General features: G+C 51.0%; 15 protein-coding genes and 1 pseudogene. 8 read left to right on the forward strand and 8 right to left on the reverse strand.

Going from position 1 to position 15,481, the window contains the following annotated elements; all coding sequences use genetic code 11:
* Window positions 1–150 precede the first annotated feature (150 nt).
* The 4 genes and pseudogenes from ACLHV8_RS17620 to ACLHV8_RS17635 form a co-directional block, all read left to right on the forward strand.
* Window positions 151–756, forward strand: a pseudogene (locus ACLHV8_RS17620) (IS5-like element ISKpn26 family transposase); the annotation flags it as partial.
* Window positions 749–1,021, forward strand: coding sequence for an IS5/IS1182 family transposase (locus ACLHV8_RS17625; protein ID WP_004152052.1), 273 nt, complete (start codon window positions 749–751; stop codon window positions 1,019–1,021). The pseudogene ACLHV8_RS17620 and the gene ACLHV8_RS17625, both read left to right, overlap by 8 nt.
* Window positions 1,003–1,236 carry a hypothetical protein gene (locus tag ACLHV8_RS17630; RefSeq protein WP_410377002.1) on the forward strand — a complete coding sequence of 78 codons (234 nt, stop codon included), beginning with the start codon at window positions 1,003–1,005 and terminating at the stop codon, window positions 1,234–1,236. Before ACLHV8_RS17625 ends, ACLHV8_RS17630 begins: the two co-directional genes overlap by 19 nt.
* 998 nt (window positions 1,237–2,234) lie before the next feature.
* Entirely contained in the window at window positions 2,235–2,801 is a 567-nt protein-coding gene (locus ACLHV8_RS17635; protein ID WP_126287192.1) for a helix-turn-helix domain-containing protein, read from the forward strand.
* Between the two features lie 89 nt (window positions 2,802–2,890).
* On the opposite strand, the gene ACLHV8_RS17640 is transcribed toward ACLHV8_RS17635, so the two are convergent.
* Both ACLHV8_RS17640 and ACLHV8_RS17645 read right to left on the reverse strand, forming a co-directional pair.
* Entirely contained in the window at window positions 2,891–3,466 is a 576-nt protein-coding gene (locus ACLHV8_RS17640; RefSeq protein WP_004114867.1) for a hypothetical protein, read from the reverse strand.
* Window positions 3,467–3,477: 11 nt separating this feature from the next.
* The gene (locus ACLHV8_RS17645; protein WP_001530776.1) at window positions 3,478–4,932 is read right to left on the reverse strand and encodes a tyrosine-type recombinase/integrase; all 1,455 of its coding nucleotides are present in this window, start codon (window positions 4,930–4,932) and stop codon (window positions 3,478–3,480) included.
* Window positions 4,933–5,091: 159 nt separating this feature from the next.
* On the opposite strand from ACLHV8_RS17645, the gene mutS reads away from it, so the two are divergent.
* Window positions 5,092–7,659: a DNA mismatch repair protein MutS gene (mutS, locus tag ACLHV8_RS17650; RefSeq protein ID WP_410377049.1), complete on the forward strand. Its 2,568-nt coding sequence runs from the start codon at window positions 5,092–5,094 to the stop codon at window positions 7,657–7,659.
* A gap of 81 nt (window positions 7,660–7,740) precedes the next feature.
* On the opposite strand, the gene ACLHV8_RS17655 is transcribed toward mutS, so the two are convergent.
* From ACLHV8_RS17655 to ACLHV8_RS17665, 3 genes are read right to left on the reverse strand one after another with little or no spacing between them, the layout of a single operon-like run.
* Entirely contained in the window at window positions 7,741–7,962 is a 222-nt protein-coding gene (locus ACLHV8_RS17655; protein ID WP_028016852.1) for a non-oxidative hydroxyarylic acid decarboxylases subunit D, read from the reverse strand.
* A gap of 10 nt (window positions 7,963–7,972) precedes the next feature.
* Window positions 7,973–9,400, reverse strand: a complete 1,428-nt coding sequence (locus tag ACLHV8_RS17660; protein WP_208594088.1) for a non-oxidative hydroxyarylic acid decarboxylases subunit C — start codon at window positions 9,398–9,400, stop codon at window positions 7,973–7,975.
* Complete coding sequence (locus ACLHV8_RS17665) at window positions 9,390–9,992, reverse strand: non-oxidative hydroxyarylic acid decarboxylases subunit B (protein WP_028016854.1); 603 nt, start codon at window positions 9,990–9,992, stop codon at window positions 9,390–9,392. Before ACLHV8_RS17665 ends, ACLHV8_RS17660 begins: the two co-directional genes overlap by 11 nt.
* Before the next feature lie 172 nt (window positions 9,993–10,164).
* Here ACLHV8_RS17665 and ACLHV8_RS17670 point away from each other — a divergent pair, with 172 nt between their 5' ends.
* Window positions 10,165–10,572 carry a MarR family winged helix-turn-helix transcriptional regulator gene (locus ACLHV8_RS17670; protein WP_028016855.1) on the forward strand — a complete coding sequence of 136 codons (408 nt, stop codon included), beginning with the start codon at window positions 10,165–10,167 and terminating at the stop codon, window positions 10,570–10,572.
* Here ACLHV8_RS17670 and ACLHV8_RS17675 read toward each other — a convergent pair.
* A complete protein-coding gene (locus ACLHV8_RS17675) occupies window positions 10,569–11,456 on the reverse strand; it encodes a LysR family transcriptional regulator (RefSeq protein ID WP_134707871.1) in 888 nt (295 codons plus the stop codon). The genes ACLHV8_RS17670 and ACLHV8_RS17675 overlap by 4 nt on opposite strands.
* 108 nt (window positions 11,457–11,564) lie before the next feature.
* Here ACLHV8_RS17675 and ACLHV8_RS17680 point away from each other — a divergent pair, with 108 nt between their 5' ends.
* Window positions 11,565–12,773: an MFS transporter gene (locus tag ACLHV8_RS17680; protein ID WP_208594087.1), complete on the forward strand. Its 1,209-nt coding sequence runs from the start codon at window positions 11,565–11,567 to the stop codon at window positions 12,771–12,773.
* A complete protein-coding gene (locus tag ACLHV8_RS17685) occupies window positions 12,770–13,147 on the forward strand; it encodes a DUF4440 domain-containing protein (protein ID WP_128347327.1) in 378 nt (125 codons plus the stop codon). Before ACLHV8_RS17680 ends, ACLHV8_RS17685 begins: the two co-directional genes overlap by 4 nt.
* A gap of 53 nt (window positions 13,148–13,200) precedes the next feature.
* Here ACLHV8_RS17685 and rpoS read toward each other — a convergent pair whose 3' ends face one another.
* Both rpoS and nlpD read right to left on the reverse strand, forming a co-directional pair.
* Window positions 13,201–14,193: an RNA polymerase sigma factor RpoS gene (gene rpoS, locus ACLHV8_RS17690; RefSeq protein ID WP_008499600.1), complete on the reverse strand. Its 993-nt coding sequence runs from the start codon at window positions 14,191–14,193 to the stop codon at window positions 13,201–13,203.
* A gap of 59 nt (window positions 14,194–14,252) precedes the next feature.
* Entirely contained in the window at window positions 14,253–15,377 is a 1,125-nt protein-coding gene (nlpD, locus tag ACLHV8_RS17695) for a murein hydrolase activator NlpD (RefSeq protein WP_028016859.1), read from the reverse strand.
* Window positions 15,378–15,481 lie beyond the last annotated feature (104 nt).

Consider the following 15,481-nt stretch of genomic DNA (forward strand, 5'->3'; position numbering starts at 1 on the left):
GAGATCATCATATTCATCCGGAGCGCATCCCAGAGGGACATCATGAGCCATCAACTCACCTTCGCCGATAGTGAATTCAGCACTAAGCGCCGTCAGACCCGAAAAGAGATTTTCCTCTCCCGCATGGAGCAGATTCTGCCATGGCAGAATATGACCGCTGTCATCGAGCCGTTTTATCCCAAGGCGGGCAATGGCCGACGGCCCTATCCGCTGGAGACCATGCTGCGTATTCACTGCATGCAGCATTGGTACAACCTGAGCGACGGTGCCATGGAAGATGCCCTGTACGAAATCGCCTCCATGCGCCTGTTTGCCCGATTATCCCTGGATAGCGCCCTGCCGGATCGCACCACCATCATGAATTTCCGCCACCTGCTCGAGCAGCATCAACTGGCCCGTCAATTGTTCAAGACCATCAATCGCTGGCTGGCCGAAGCAGGCGTCATGATGACCCAAGGCACTTTGGTGGATGCCACCATCATTGAGGCACCCAGCTCTACCAAGAACAAAGAGCAGCAACGCGATCCGGAGATGCATCAGACCAAGAAAGGCAATCAGTGGCACTTTGGCATGAAGGCCCACATTGGTGTCGATGCCAAGAGTGGCCTGACCCACAGCCTGGTCACCACCGCGGCCAACGAGCATGACCTCAATCAGCTGGGTAATCTGCTTCATGGAGAGGAGCAATTTGTCTCAGCCGATGCCGGCTACCAGGGAGCGCCACAGCGCGAGGAGCTGGCCGAGGTGGATGGACTGGCTGATCGCCGAGCGTCCCGGCAAGGTAAAAACCTTGAAGCAGCATCCGCGCAAGAACAAAACGGCCATCAACATCGAATACATGAAAGCCAGCATCCGTGCCAGGGTGGAGCACCCGTTTCGCATCATCAAGCGGCAGTTCGGCTTCGTGAAAGCCAGATACAAGGGGCTGCTGAAAAACGATAACCAACTGGCGATGTTATTCACCCTGGCCAACCTGTTTCGGGTGGACCAAATGATACGTCAGTGGGAGAGATCTCAGTAAAAACCGGAAATAACGCCAGAAATGGTGGAAAAAATAGCCTAAATAGGCTGATTCGATGTGTTTGCGGGAAAAAAATCGGCCCAGATCCGCGAAATTTTAATCAGCGAGTCAGCTTGGGAAGAAATGACCTGCTTATTCGCACCTTCCTTAACGCTGTTGTGATGATGGGTTATAAATTTATCAACAACATGTATAAACTTTTCCTCCTGAGATAAAACATCAATAGCACTCATAATTTTCTCCATTTTTTGTTTTTATAATTAAGTACTATCATCTTCAAAAATAAAATCAATAGTAATTTAAAAATATTTTTATAAAACAATATTTATTCTATTCTCACTTAAAACAGCTTTCACTGTGGAGATATTGAGTCCTCCAGATTGCATTACTATTTCATATTTCAATTATCTGAGTCATTTCCATATTTCAGATAAAAACCACAGGAATATTTTTGAGAGCGTGCTACGCACTGGCTTACGCCCCGACTACCGATAAATGTTAATTATTTTTACCAAACCGGTGAAAACCATAATTTTGTTTCCCTGGCAGCGCCGCTGAGTGCCCACAGCACTCACTCGCTGAAGCAGAAAGGGTTATTCCGAAGGGTCCCGGCGTGAGCCGTACTCAGCAAATGGGCAAATCATGTATCTGTGTTCGCTTTCCCGATCAACTCAGCCTCCTGATTTTTTGCGCGAAGCGTATTTGTAATGACAGTTAACCTCAGGTCTATGAACTCGTGCGCGAAGCGTATTTATACTTACAGAAAATACTGTAGTAATGTTCTGAAGCCCAATGGCGCAACACACAGTTGCGCAGGCTTCACTTAAGAAATGATATTATGTAAGAAAAACAATAATAAAAGTGTTTTCATCAGGTACACCAAGGCCTTGAGTATCGTTCTAATGCAAAACTGTGGTTTCTTATTTCTTTATCACTCTTTTATCTTGCAGAACACAATTGAAAATTAACCAATAAAATCAAATAATTAAACAAACCCTGCCGTTATTAATTTCAGAACCAAAAATCATTAATTACATAACAGGTGATGGTGAAATTTAGCACCCCTTGTTTTAAATTTGATAACCAACCATCTCCCACTAAATAAAAACCGTAAAATCTCAAAGTAAATACAATTAAATAATACTACCAACCAAGTTGACAAATAAATTAAATGTGCCATATATGTAATCACAACAATAAAAAAGGAGCCATCATGTCAATCACAAGCGTTGTATTAACTAAAGAACAAAAGTCCATTATTGCAGAAGCATTAGAGGTTATGCCCGAAGATCTGGAAGAAATAAAGATTAAAGCAAATAGCTATAAAAAAACGTCATTCAGAGACGATTTCTCAATGATATTCAAAGGCAATATGGCCACACTCGCCAGGATGGATTTGACGCCCACAGCGTTTAGAATTGTGCTTTATCTCTTCTCAGTAATTGATTATGGAAATATTATCCCTGATTTTTCACAGTCACGTATAGCCAAAGATCTTGGGCTGAATAAATCAAATGTCTCACGCGCATTCAAAGAGTTATTTGAGAGAAAAATACTTATTCGTGACGCCATAGATAACCAAGTATACCTTAATTCAAACTTGTGTGTTAAAGGAATCCCTCGTCGTTTCAATGAAGATCTGATGGATAAATTTAGAAAGTCCAGACTGGAGACAGAAGACTTTGCCAATTCGTTTAACTTTTATCGTGCAGGGAGTAAAACAAAGCCGGTTAGAAATCCCAAAAGAAGATATCCTACAGACGGCATTCCATTTGATTAAAATAATAAATAATGCTGTTGAACAATTTATACTTCCGCAAATGACTATTTCCCAATATAAATTTAATTTTATATTGGGAATGAAATTAATCATAAAATATCATTAAGTATATGACGTTCTTGTTCAATTTCACATGATTTAACCATCCCACTTAGTACACTAACAAAAACGTCATTCCATTTCTGGCGCTCTCTCGAAGCATGCCAGTTCTCAAACAACACTTTCTCAAGAGAGATCCAAATAACTTCTGCGCGAGAGGTATTTAATAGCTCCTTGAATACTTCGTCAGATACAGTAAGGGCATGAGAATAAATTTTATTATCAATAGTCCAGAAAGGCTCTGGCTTGGTAAAATCAGCCAAAGAAGCAAAAGCCAACCCACGGACCTGTGCTGCTTCCATTGTGCTGTTCACTTTATGATTATCCCGCCAGGTTTTTAAATCACCCAACAGATAATTTACGCGTTGATTTCTTGCTTTGCTATCTTCAGCCTGGTATTGGATATAAGCAGGGCCATTACCAGTCTGGCGATAACGAGCCAATGTTTTGACACTTACACCAAGGTAAAGGGCCGAAACTTCAGCACTCAGGGTTGCATCATCTGGCATACTACCAAATAGCCGCCATACTTCAGCATATTCCCTTAAAGTATCGATTGCACTCATTCCCTGTCCCCCTAATTTGTTGGCAATGGTTGATATTTCGCCGAAGCCAAAAGTGTATTATACAACTCAGGTACTGTCATCAGCATATGAAGCTCAATCCGTTGAAGTGCCTCAAAAACTCGCTCGTTATCAGGCTCAGCATATCTTTCAGTAGGGTCCGTGGTATTACGGTGGTTAAGCAATCTTTTCACCACTGCATACGAAGTTAGTTCTTCTGCAACACGGCCAAAAGTTCTTCGCAGATCGTGCATTCCCAGCTTCATTATTCCAGCTTCCTGACAGATATACTCGCGCAAGCTTTTACTGTCAGAATAATGTCCAACCTTGCTTCGTGATGAACGAGCCGGAAAAACCCATTTGCGTTTATCTGCCCGTATTTCGGTATCGTTGACGATATCTCGTCGGTCTTCCAGAATTCGCTTTGTAGCATCACAGATTGGAAGCTCATGGTCGTTACGATTTTTCGTGTCGTAAAAGCGAATAACCCGGTTTTCGAGATCGACATAGCTTGTCGTTCTGACTTCCTCTTCTGTCAGGGCCTCTCGCCAGCACAGTGTTGCTGTCTCTTCTTTCCTGGCTCCTGTCAAAATGGTCAGCAACAGATAATCACAACCCAAACGATTAAAACCTCTCTTATTGTGTAATGCAGCTAGAAACCGTCCCAAAGTATCTTTGGGGGACAATGGATTTCGTACGCCCTTGGCACGATAGCTATCTTCCAGCTCAGATCGTGTTCTGAACTTCTTCTGTACCTTTAAAATTGAAAAAGGATTATAGGACAACGAAGGTTGTCGTTGCTGGGTCTGAGCATTCCCAGCTTCAATCTCGATTGCGTGTTTTACAGCAACATTGGCCCACCTAAAAGTCTGTTCTGCTGCTGTTCTGGCTCTTGAAGCAATCTCGTCAAACTTTCGAAGGATTTCATTACCAGTAAGATCCTTGATTCGAAGGTTTTGCCATTCTTTCAACCGATTCTCAGCTTTGTCTAACACATTAAGAGTGTTTGGTTTAGCAGGTTTGGTTCTGCCAAGTAAGTGACTCCTGTATTGGGCAAAAGCTTCACTCACGGTCAATTCAGCCAGATCGAGTTCCCTTTTAATCTTGTTGGGATTTCTCTTTGTTGCAATCATTGTCTGAACCAACTGCCGAGCTGCCTCACGGGCTTGATCGATACTCGGAAAATCGGACACATTCCCAACCTTTACTTTCAAGACAGAGCTTGGCTTCTTACCCTCACTGACATTACGATCTGAAGAGGCTACTCTTCGCTGGATTACATAGGTTTTTTTCGTCAAACTGACCTTCACACCGAAGCCAACGGGTGAATCTCGATGATCGTCAAAAACTATGTAAGGTTTTTGGTCAGGGTTGGCTTCGAAAACGACTTTTCCAGAGCTACTGAGCTCAGGCTTAACATTAATACTTAACTTGTTGATAATAAAAGCCTGATTGAGAGTTGTTTTCAAAGTATCACCACCATTTGTAACCCAAAGAAGGAGTACAACCAATCTATCACGCTTTGGGCTACAAGTGAGCTACAAATTTATGGGTTTATGTGGGTTTAAAGGGGTTTTACCTGGGGCCATATGAGCACTTGAAAGAATTAAAAAATGAGTAAAATCAATATGAATGAAGACATTGATAAGGACTCCTCTATCCATACCCCCATGATGCAGCAGTATCTGAAGCTGAAGGCACAGCATCCGGAAATCCTGCTGTTTTACCGCATGGGCGATTTTTACGAGCTGTTTTATGACGATGCTAAGCGTGCATCGCAGTTGCTCGACATCTCTCTGACCAAACGTGGCGCCTCGGCAGGTGAGCCAATCCCAATGGCAGGTATCCCGCATCACGCGGTAGAAAACTACCTGGCCAAACTGGTGAATCAGGGCGAGTCCGTCGCTATCTGCGAACAGATCGGCGACCCGGCGACCTCTAAAGGTCCGGTTGAGCGCAAAGTTGTACGCATCGTCACGCCAGGTACCATCAGTGATGAAGCCCTGCTGCAGGAGCGTCAGGATAACCTGCTGGCGGCACTCTGGCAGGACAGCAAAGGGTTTGGCTACGCGACGCTCGACATCAGCTCCGGACGTTTTCGTCTGAGTGAACCGGCTGACCGTGAAACGATGGCTGCCGAATTGCAGCGCACCAACCCGGCAGAATTACTCTATGCCGAGGATTTCGCCGAAATGGCGCTTATCGAAGGCCGTCGTGGATTGCGCCGCCGTCCGCTTTGGGAGTTCGAAATTGATACCGCGCGTCAGCAACTGAATCTCCAGTTCGGCACCCGCGATCTGATTGGCTTTGGCGTCGAAAACGCCCCGCGCGGACTGTGCGCAGCAGGTTGTCTTCTGCAGTACGTGAAAGACACCCAGCGCACCGCCCTGCCGCATATCCGCTCTATCACGATGGAGCGCCAGCAGGACAGCATCATCATGGATGCCGCTACGCGCCGTAACCTGGAGATCACCCAGAACCTGGCGGGTGGCGTCGAGAATACGCTCGCCTCGGTCCTCGACAGTACGGTGACGCCGATGGGCAGCCGTATGCTTAAACGTTGGCTGCATATGCCGATTCGGGATACCGATACGCTGGTTTGCCGTCAGCAGACGATTGCTGCGTTGCAGGATCGTTATACCGAGCTGCAGCCGGTCCTGCGCCAAGTAGGCGATCTGGAACGTATCCTGGCCCGTCTGGCTCTGCGGACAGCGCGCCCACGCGATCTTGCGCGGATGCGTCATGCTTTTCAGCAGCTGCCGGAACTGCGTACTCAGTTAAGCGACGTAGACAGCGCCCCCGTTCAGAAACTCCGCGAAACCATGGGCGAATTTACCGAGCTTCGCGAACTGCTGGAGCGCGCTATTATCGATGCGCCTCCGGTTCTGGTGCGTGATGGTGGCGTGATTGCCCCAGGCTACAACGAGGAGCTGGACGAATGGCGCGCGCTGGCCGACGGCGCAACAGACTACCTTGATAAGCTGGAAATCCGTGAGCGCGAGCGACTTGGGCTCGACACCCTGAAAGTGGGCTATAACGCAGTACATGGTTATTACATTCAGATTAGCCGCGGGCAGAGCCACCTGGCACCGATTCACTACGTGCGTCGTCAGACGTTGAAAAATGCTGAACGCTACATTATTCCTGAGCTGAAAGAGTACGAGGACAAAGTTCTCACCTCGAAAGGCAAAGCGCTGGCTCTGGAAAAACAGCTGTATGACGAGCTGTTTGACATGCTGATTCCGCACCTGGCCGACCTGCAACTGAGCGCCAGCGCGCTGGCGGAACTGGACGTGCTGGTGAATCTGGCGGAACGCGCTGAAACGCTGAACTATACCTGCCCGACTTTTACCGACAAACCCGGCATTCGCATTACCGAAGGTCGTCACCCGGTGGTAGAGCAGGTGCTGAACGAACCGTTCATCGCTAACCCCCTGAACCTGTCACCGCAGAGAAGGATGCTGATCATTACCGGCCCGAACATGGGCGGTAAGAGTACCTACATGCGCCAGACAGCGCTGATCGCGCTGCTCGCTTACATCGGCAGCTACGTCCCGGCGCAAAACGTGGAGATTGGCCCCATCGACCGCATCTTTACCCGCGTGGGCGCAGCGGACGATCTGGCTAGCGGCCGCTCAACCTTCATGGTTGAAATGACCGAAACGGCTAACATTCTGCATAACGCGACGGAACACAGCCTGGTGCTGATGGACGAAGTCGGACGCGGAACATCAACCTATGATGGTCTGTCACTGGCATGGGCCTGTGCTGAAAGTCTGGCGAATAAGATCAAGGCAATGACCCTGTTCGCAACCCACTATTTCGAGCTGACACAGTTGCCGGAGAAAATGGAAGGGGTTGCTAATGTCCACCTTGATGCGCTGGAACACGGCGACACTATCGCCTTTATGCACACGGTGCAGGATGGCGCGGCGAGCAAGAGCTATGGCCTGGCCGTCGCAGCGCTGGCGGGTGTTCCTAAAGAGGTGATTAAACGCGCGCGTCAGAAACTGCGTGAGCTGGAAAGCCTCTCACCGAATGCGGCTGCAACGCAGATTGATGGCACACAGATGTCGCTGTTAGCACCAGCGGAAGAGACGTCGCCAGCAGTAGAAGCCCTGGAAAACCTCGACCCGGATTCCCTGACGCCGCGTCAGGCGCTGGAGTGGATTTATCGGCTGAAGAGTTTAGTGTAGTTTTTTGCCGGGTGGCGGCTTCGCCTTACCCGGCCTACACAACCCGTAAGCCCGGTAAGCGCAGCGCCACCGGGCTTTTTTTTACAGCAACGGCGGAATGGTCGGCACCTGTGGTGCCTCGTCAATATCCTTCTGCGTCATGCGAAATGCTTCTGGATAGTGATCCCGACTGGTACGGCGCAGCGGTTCAGTATCACGCCAGGTATACAGGCAATGCTGGCACTGATACACAGTCCAGACCCCTTTCACGGGAGATGTCGCCATTACTTCAATGTGTTCATCGGCACAACGTGGACAAATCATCTTTTCCTCCTTATTGACGTGCAGCCAGCATCGCGGTCAGTTTTTCCGCCCAGGCTTTAGTTTCAGGTAAATCCTGTACCGGCTGGCTGTAGTGGCCACGGGTGTCCGGTGCAACTGGCGTCGTAGCATCAATAATCAGCTTGTCGGTAATACCCGCCGGGCTCGAACCAGGGTCAAGTTCAAGCACTGACATGTTCGGCAACTGCACCAGATCACCGGCCGGGTTCACTTTCGATGACAGCGCCCACATCACCTGTGGCAGGTTGAACGGATCGACATCCTCATCCACCATAATGACCATTTTCACGTAGCCCAGACCGTGCGGCGTGGTCATGGCACGTAAACCAACCGCACGAGCAAAACCGCCGTAGCGTTTTTTAGTAGAGATAATCGCCAACAGACCGTGGGTGTACATCGCGTTCACCGCCTGCACTTCCGGGAATTCCGCTTTTAGCTGCTGGTAGAGCGGCACGCAGGTGGCTGGCCCCATCAGATAGTCAATCTCGGTCCACGGCATGCCGAGGTAGAGGGATTCGAAAATCGGTTTGGTGCGGTATGAAACTTTATCAATACGCACCACTGTCATGTTACGGCCACCGGAATAGTGTCCGGTAAACTCACCAAACGGCCCTTCTATCTCACGCTTGCGGCCTTCGATCACCCCTTCGAGGATCACTTCTGACCCCCACGGCACGTCGAAACCGGTCAGCGGTGCGGTAGCAATGGGATACGGGCTTTCACGCAGCGCGCCGGCCATTTCATACTCGGACTGATCGTATTTCAGCGGCGTGGCGCCCATCAGGGTGATGATCGGGTCGTTGCCCAGCGTAATCGCAATTGGCAGATCTTCCCCGCGCTCTTCCGCTTTGTGCAGATGCAGAGCAATGTCGTGCATCGGTACCGGCTGCAGGCCCAGCTTGCGCTTGCCCTTCACTTCCATGCGGTAAATACCGACGTTTTGCTTGCCAAAATGATCGGGGTCCAGCGGATCGCGCGAGACAACGCAGGCTTTATCAAGATAAAAACCACCGTCACCGTCGTTCAGGCGAAACAGCGGCAGAATGTCGAACAGGTTAATGTCTTCACCGTCCACCGTATTCTGCGCCCAGGCCGGGTTAGCGCGGCGCTCCGGTGTGACGGGGAATTTATCCCAGCGGCGGATAAACTCGTCGATCTGTTTTTTGACCGGGGTGTTCGCAGGCAGCCCCATCGAAATGGCGTGATTCTGCCAGGAGCCAATCGTATTCATCACGACACGGGCATCGGTAAACCCGCGAATCTTGTCGAACCACAGCGCGGGGGCACCGTCGCCAATACGTCCCGTTGCGTTGGCTGCCGCAGCCAGATCCGGCTCGGCGTTTACCTCTTCCTCAATTTTCAGCAGTTGCCCTTGCTCATCGAGCGCCTGCAGGAAGCTTCTCAAATCATCAAATGCCATCTTTATTCTCCTGTGAAAAATGTTTCGCCTCCTGCAACCCGTTCCAGCGGCGTGCCTTTTTATGCTCCAGACCAAACTGGTCAAGCGCGCGGGTCACAATATGCTGGGTAATGTCATCGGCGGTTTGCGGGTGGTTGTAATACGCAGGCATGGGCGGCACCATCGCCACGCCCATGCGGGAAAGCGCAAGCATATTCTCCAGATGAACGGTGCTGAGCGGCGTTTCACGGGGAACCAGCACCAGCTTACGCCCCTCTTTCAGCACCACATCCGCCGCGCGTCCCACCAGCCCTTCGGCGTAGCCTGCGCGGATCCCCGCCAGCGTTTTCATGCTGCAGGGAATGACGATCATGCCGTCGGTGCGAAATGAGCCGGATGAGATGGTGGCGGCCTGGTCAGCCGGACTGTGGACAACGTCAGCCAGAGCAGCAACGTCCTGCGCGGTGTAAGGCGTTTCCAGCTCAATGGTGGTTTTTGCCCACTTCGACATAACCAGGTGGGTCTCCACCTCCGGAATCTCCCGCAAGGCCTGGAGTAGCGCCACGCCCAGCGGAGCGCCTGTCGCCCCTGTCATTCCCACGATCAATCTCATTCAGCACCTCAATTGTTTTGTTCGTACACGAACATTAAAACTAAACTACTCCCGAACCATTTTCCTGACAAGATCGTTCGTACACGATCACACGAATCGCTAAAAAATGCCGCGTTAAAATCCGGAGCAATAGCGGCTATCATAGTGGGAGATTTTTTCCGTCGGAGTGTTCATGGAACTAAGAAAAGAGGCGTTCCACCTGTTACGTCAGCTTTTTCAACAGCATACCGCGCAGTGGCAGCACGCCTTGCCGGAACTGACCAAGCCGCAGTATGCGGTCATGCGCTCAATTGCCGAGCATCCTGGCATTGAACAGGTGGCATTGACCGAAGTCGCGGTTAGCACAAAAGCGACGCTGGCAGAAATGCTAAGCCGCATGGAGGCGCGCGGGCTGGTCAAACGTGAACTCGATCCTGCGGATAAGCGCCGCCGGTTTGTCTTCCTGACGCCAGAAGGAGAAGCCCTGCTTGCAGGCTGTAAACCGGTTGGCAATGAGGTGGATGAGGCGTTTTTAGGACGTCTAAACAAGGCCGAGCGGGAGCAGTTCTCTGCGCTCATCAAAAAGATGATGCACGATTAATTCACGCTGGTGCGCATAAAATCGATAAAGCTGCGCACTTTTGCGGGTACATGCCGGGCATCAGGATAAACCGCGTAGATGCCCTGCCTCGCAAAGGTGTATCCCGGTAAAACCGACACCAGATTTCGCGCATCCAGTGCCTCACGCACCAGCCATTCCGGTAGTAACGCCACACCACTTCCTGCAAGAGCAAAGGCCATTAGCGCCTGCGCACTGTCCGCAAACAAACGCGGTGCTTTTTTAATCTCCAGCGTCTCTGATGCACCGCTGGCATCTTTTACCTGCCAGTGCAACGGCGAGGCCAGACGCTCGTGAACGAGCCAGTCAGCTTGTGCCAGATGTTCCAGCGATTCAATTGGATTTTTCGCCAGCCACTCGGGCGTCGCGACGGGCAGGATGGAGAAGTGCGAGATCGCAGCTGCGTGATAGCGCGAGTCGGCGAGCGTCCCCAGCCGGATGGCGACATCAAAGCGCTCTGAAATTAGGTCGGCATGCAGCGACGACGAAACATGTCTTACGCGAAGATCAGGATGCTGCTGGCTAAACCTGGCCAGCAAAGGAACCACGACCCTTGAGCCATACTCCGGTGTGGTCGTGATCCGCAATTCCCCCGTGAGCCCCCCATGATTCGCGCGTACATCGTCCTGCAATTGCTCTGCATCCTTCAGAAGCGCGACGCTGCGTTGATGAAAAAGCGCACCTGCCTCGGTTAAGGTCAGACGTCGGGTGGAACGCAGCAACAGGGTGACGCCCAGCTCAGCTTCGAGCTGGCGGATATTGAAGCTAACCACGGCTTTTGTCAGCCCCATAGCGTCGGCTGCCGCAGTGAAACTGCCGGTATCAGCTACCGCTACAAACATCGCCGTCCGCTGTAAATTAATCATCGTCACTCTTTTTACTGTCAAAATGTGTTTGACAGTATATCTCGCTTTGTCGCATTTATCCGTACCTCCCGGGCCGCTACGATACGCCACCTCACGGGAGGAACCACCATGACGTATCGCAGCAAAGTCGCCGTTGTTTATCTACTGGGCTTTTTTCTTGATTTGATCAACATGTTTATTGCCAGTGTCGCCTTTCCGGCAATAGCGCACACGTTTAACGCTACGCCTTCAACGCTAGCCTGGGTCAGTAACGGGTATATTGCCGGGTTGACGCTGGTGATCCCTTTTAGCACCGTGCTGACACGCCGCATCGGGCCAAAGCGCGTCATCCTGCTCTCGCTTTTACTGTTCAGCGCAACCTCTGTTGCCGCAGGCTTGTCTTCCTCACTGGGAAGCCTGATTGCCTGGCGAGTACTGCAGGGAGTGGGAGGAGGCTTATTGATCCCCGTCGGACAAGCACTGACCTGGCAACAGTATAAGCCCCACGAGCGTGCCAGACTTTCTTCAGCGGTCATGCTGGTGGCGTTGCTTGCTCCCGCTTGCTCGCCTGCAATCGGGGGAGTTCTGGTGCAGATGCTAAGCTGGCGGTGGATATTTTTTGCCACCCTTCCCGTTGCGGTGGTGACGTTTATGTTGGCCTCCCTGTGGCTGAAACACGAAATGCCACCGATGAAAGCGACCAGGCTGTTAAATCTGCCTTTGCTGATGAACCCACTTCTGCGTTTTTCCATGCTGGTCTATTTATGTGTACCCGGCATGTTTATTGGGGTGAACGTAACGGGTATGTTTTATCTTCAGAACGAAGCGAACATGACGCCTGCCGAAACGGGAATGCTCATGCTGCCATGGTCTCTGGCATCATTCATGGCGATCACAGCGACGGACCGCTACTTTAACCGCATCGGTCCTCGGCCACTTATTGTCACGGGTTGCCTGCTGCAGGCGCTGGGCATTTTGCTGTTGCTCAGCGTCAACTCTGCCACAACAGCGCTGTTACCGACCGTTGCGTTTGTATTGATGGGAGCAGGAGGCAGTCTTTGCAGCAGCACGGCTCAGAGTAGTGCTTTTTTGACGACGCGCCGGGAAGAGATGCCGGATGCCAGCGCCCTGTGGAATCTTAATCGCCAGTTGAGCTTTTTTGCCGGAGCCCTGCTACTGGCACAGATGCTGAACCTGGCCCAGGTATATCTGACACCTCTCGCCGCGTGGCACGGGATGTTTATTTTTGCCGCAGGCATCACCTTATTGCCTGTACTGTATGCTTTTCGTCTTAACAATAAGCAGGTGCTAACACAACTGCGACAGGAGAATTCATGACGCTTTTCGAACAAGAGATTATCGACCTCCACATTGCGCTCGAAAGCTGGTTAGGTAATGGCGAAGGTGATATTGACGCACTGCTCGCCCGTTTCCGGCCTGATTTTTTGATGGTCCCGCCTGGGGGGACCCATATCGACTATGACGGTCTTGTCAGCTTTCTGGAAAAACAGCGCGGAAGCCGTCCCGGACTGAAGATCGTCGTCGATGAATTAACAACTCGACAGACATGGAGCCACGGAGCGGTGCTTCACTACCGGGAGACGCAAACTCGTCCCGATCACCCGGTCAACGTGCGCTGGTCAACCGCCCTGCTTAATCTGGAAGGTGATTTGATCGCGTGGCGTTTGCTGCACGAAACAGCACAGCCGTAGAAAAAAAGAAAAAGGCCCGTCTCACGACGGGCCTTTTTTTGACGAAAGGTTGCTTATTCGCGGAACAGCGCTTCGATATTCAGACCTTGCCCCTGCAGGATTTCACGCAGGCGGCGCAGACCTTCAACCTGAATCTGACGAACACGTTCACGGGTCAGGCCAATTTCGCGGCCGACGTCTTCCAGTGTTGCAGCTTCATACCCCAGTAAACCGAAACGACGCGCCAGCACTTCACGCTGTTTGGCGTTCAGTTCGAACAGCCATTTGACGATGCTCTGTTTCATGTCATCGTCCTGCGTGGTGTCTTCCGGACCGTTGTCTTTTTCATCGGCCAGGATGTCCAGCAGCGCTTTTTCGGAGTCGCCACCCAGCGGGGTGTCAACCGAGGTAATGCGCTCGTTGAGACGCAGCATACGGCTTACGTCATCAACCGGTTTGTCGAGTTGTTCGGCAATTTCTTCTGCGCTTGGCTCGTGGTCCAGTTTATGGGACAACTCGCGCGCGGTGCGCAGATAAACGTTCAACTCTTTGACGATGTGAATCGGCAGGCGGATCGTACGGGTCTGGTTCATAATAGCCCGTTCGATGGTCTGACGAATCCACCAGGTCGCGTAGGTTGAGAAACGGAACCCGCGTTCCGGGTCAAACTTCTCAACTGCGCGGATGAGGCCTAAGTTGCCCTCTTCAATCAGATCCAGCAGAGCCAGACCACGATTGCCGTAACGACGGGCAATTTTCACGACCAGGCGCAAGTTACTTTCAATCATGCGACGGCGCGAGGCAACATCACCACGCAAAGCACGACGTGCGAAATAGACTTCTTCTTCGGCCGTTAACAGTGGGGAGTAACCAATCTCCCCAAGGTAAAGCTGAGTCGCGTCCAGTACACGCTGTGTGGCACCCTGCGATAACAGCTCTTCTTCAGCCAAATCGTTATCACTGGGTTCCTCTTCTACTAAGGCTTTTTCGTCAAAAGCCTCTACTCCGTTCTCATCAAATTCCGCGTCTTCATTTAAATCATGAACTTTCAGCGTATTCTGACTCATAAGGTGGCTCCTACCCGTGATCCCTGAACGAGACACCCTGGCTGGCATGCCCCGTCAAATTATCGCTGCGGCAAGTACTGCAGCGGGTTTACGGATTTCCCCTTGTAACGAATTTCAAAATGCAAGCGTGTAGAACTGGTTCCGGTGCTACCCATAGTAGCGATTTTTTGCCCCGCCTTAACTTCTTGTTGTTCCCGGACCAGCATTGTGTCGTTATGGGCGTAGGCACTCAGGTAATCATCGTTATGTTTGATGATAATAAGATTACCGTAACCGCGCAGAGCGTTACCGGCATATACAACACGTCCATCTGCGGTCGCGATGATAGCCTGTCCCTTACTCCCTGCGATATCGATCCCTTTATTTCCACCTTCGGAGGAAGAGAAGTTTTCGATAACCTTGCCGTCAGTTGGCCAGCGCCATGTAGAAATTGGCGAACTGGACGTCATACTGCTGGCAGTCGGTTCAGTAGAGCTAACCACAGGTGCCGTCACGGGTGCTGTGACAACAGTCGCAGTCCCTTTATTATTCGGCAACATTTTGTTAGCAGTCTGATCACCTGAATCCTCAGAATACGTAATTACAGGTTGTGAAGCAACCACTGTGGTGGATTTTTGTGCAGGCTTAACGCTGTTATTTTGTGCAGTCACATCGGCCGCAGAAACGGTGTTACCTGGCGTAAGTGGCTTGCCTGTGGCGTTGCCAACCTGAAGCGTTTGGCCCACTTCCAGTCCATACGGCGCCTGAACGTTGTTACGCTGGGCGAGGTCACGGAAATCGTTCCCGGTAATCCACGCAATGTAGAACAGCGTATCCCCGCGTTTCACGGTATAGGTACTGCCGCCGGTATAGCTGCCTTTAGGAATGTTCCCATACTGACGGTTATAAACTATGCGGCCATTTTGGGTCTGGACAGGTTGTTCAACTGGCTGAACCTGCATTGGCTGTGTAACAGGATGTTGCACAGGCTGAATTTGTGGTGTTTGCTGCGGCGCAGCAGTACCCATTTTAGGTGGCGGCGTGATCAACATTCCGCTGGACGTGCTACCGGAGCCGCTGTTTCCGCCGACGGAACTGACGGGCGCAGGCGCGTTGTTAGAACTTGTACAGCCTGCCAGCCAAAGCGAAACCAGTGATAATGCCGCAACACGGCTGATGGTGAATTTAGGGCTTCCCGCGCTCATTTATCCCCCAGGAATGTGTTAACTACCAGTGACTTAAAATTTACCGTGAAGGCACGACTCTTTCGCGCCACACCATACGCTGAATTTGCCTTAATAACCCTGGA

Origin of the sequence: Enterobacter sp. CPE_E863 (assembly GCF_046521465.1) — a bacterium.
Classification (GTDB): Bacteria; Pseudomonadota; Gammaproteobacteria; order Enterobacterales; family Enterobacteriaceae; genus Enterobacter; species Enterobacter adelaidei.

What these genes read in the sequence shown, in the direction of transcription:
- ACLHV8_RS17625 (WP_004152052.1), top strand. Translation starts at nt 749, where the DNA reads ATGGACTGGCTGATCGCCGAGCGTCCCGGCAAGGTAAAAACCTTGAAG.
- ACLHV8_RS17635 (WP_126287192.1), top strand. Translation starts at nt 2,235, where the DNA reads ATGTCAATCACAAGCGTTGTATTAACTAAAGAACAAAAGTCCATTATT.
- ACLHV8_RS17640 (WP_004114867.1), bottom strand. Translation starts at nt 3,466, where the DNA reads ATGAGTGCAATCGATACTTTAAGGGAATATGCTGAAGTATGGCGGCTA.
- mutS (WP_410377049.1), top strand. Translation starts at nt 5,092, where the DNA reads ATGAATGAAGACATTGATAAGGACTCCTCTATCCATACCCCCATGATG.
- ACLHV8_RS17655 (WP_028016852.1), bottom strand. Translation starts at nt 7,962, where the DNA reads ATGATTTGTCCACGTTGTGCCGATGAACACATTGAAGTAATGGCGACA.
- ACLHV8_RS17660 (WP_208594088.1), bottom strand. Translation starts at nt 9,400, where the DNA reads ATGGCATTTGATGATTTGAGAAGCTTCCTGCAGGCGCTCGATGAGCAA.
- ACLHV8_RS17665 (WP_028016854.1), bottom strand. Translation starts at nt 9,992, where the DNA reads ATGAGATTGATCGTGGGAATGACAGGGGCGACAGGCGCTCCGCTGGGC.
- ACLHV8_RS17670 (WP_028016855.1), top strand. Translation starts at nt 10,165, where the DNA reads ATGGAACTAAGAAAAGAGGCGTTCCACCTGTTACGTCAGCTTTTTCAA.
- ACLHV8_RS17675 (WP_134707871.1), bottom strand. Translation starts at nt 11,456, where the DNA reads ATGATTAATTTACAGCGGACGGCGATGTTTGTAGCGGTAGCTGATACC.
- ACLHV8_RS17680 (WP_208594087.1), top strand. Translation starts at nt 11,565, where the DNA reads ATGACGTATCGCAGCAAAGTCGCCGTTGTTTATCTACTGGGCTTTTTT.
- ACLHV8_RS17685 (WP_128347327.1), top strand. Translation starts at nt 12,770, where the DNA reads ATGACGCTTTTCGAACAAGAGATTATCGACCTCCACATTGCGCTCGAA.
- rpoS (WP_008499600.1), bottom strand. Translation starts at nt 14,193, where the DNA reads ATGAGTCAGAATACGCTGAAAGTTCATGATTTAAATGAAGACGCGGAA.
- nlpD (WP_028016859.1), bottom strand. Translation starts at nt 15,377, where the DNA reads ATGAGCGCGGGAAGCCCTAAATTCACCATCAGCCGTGTTGCGGCATTA.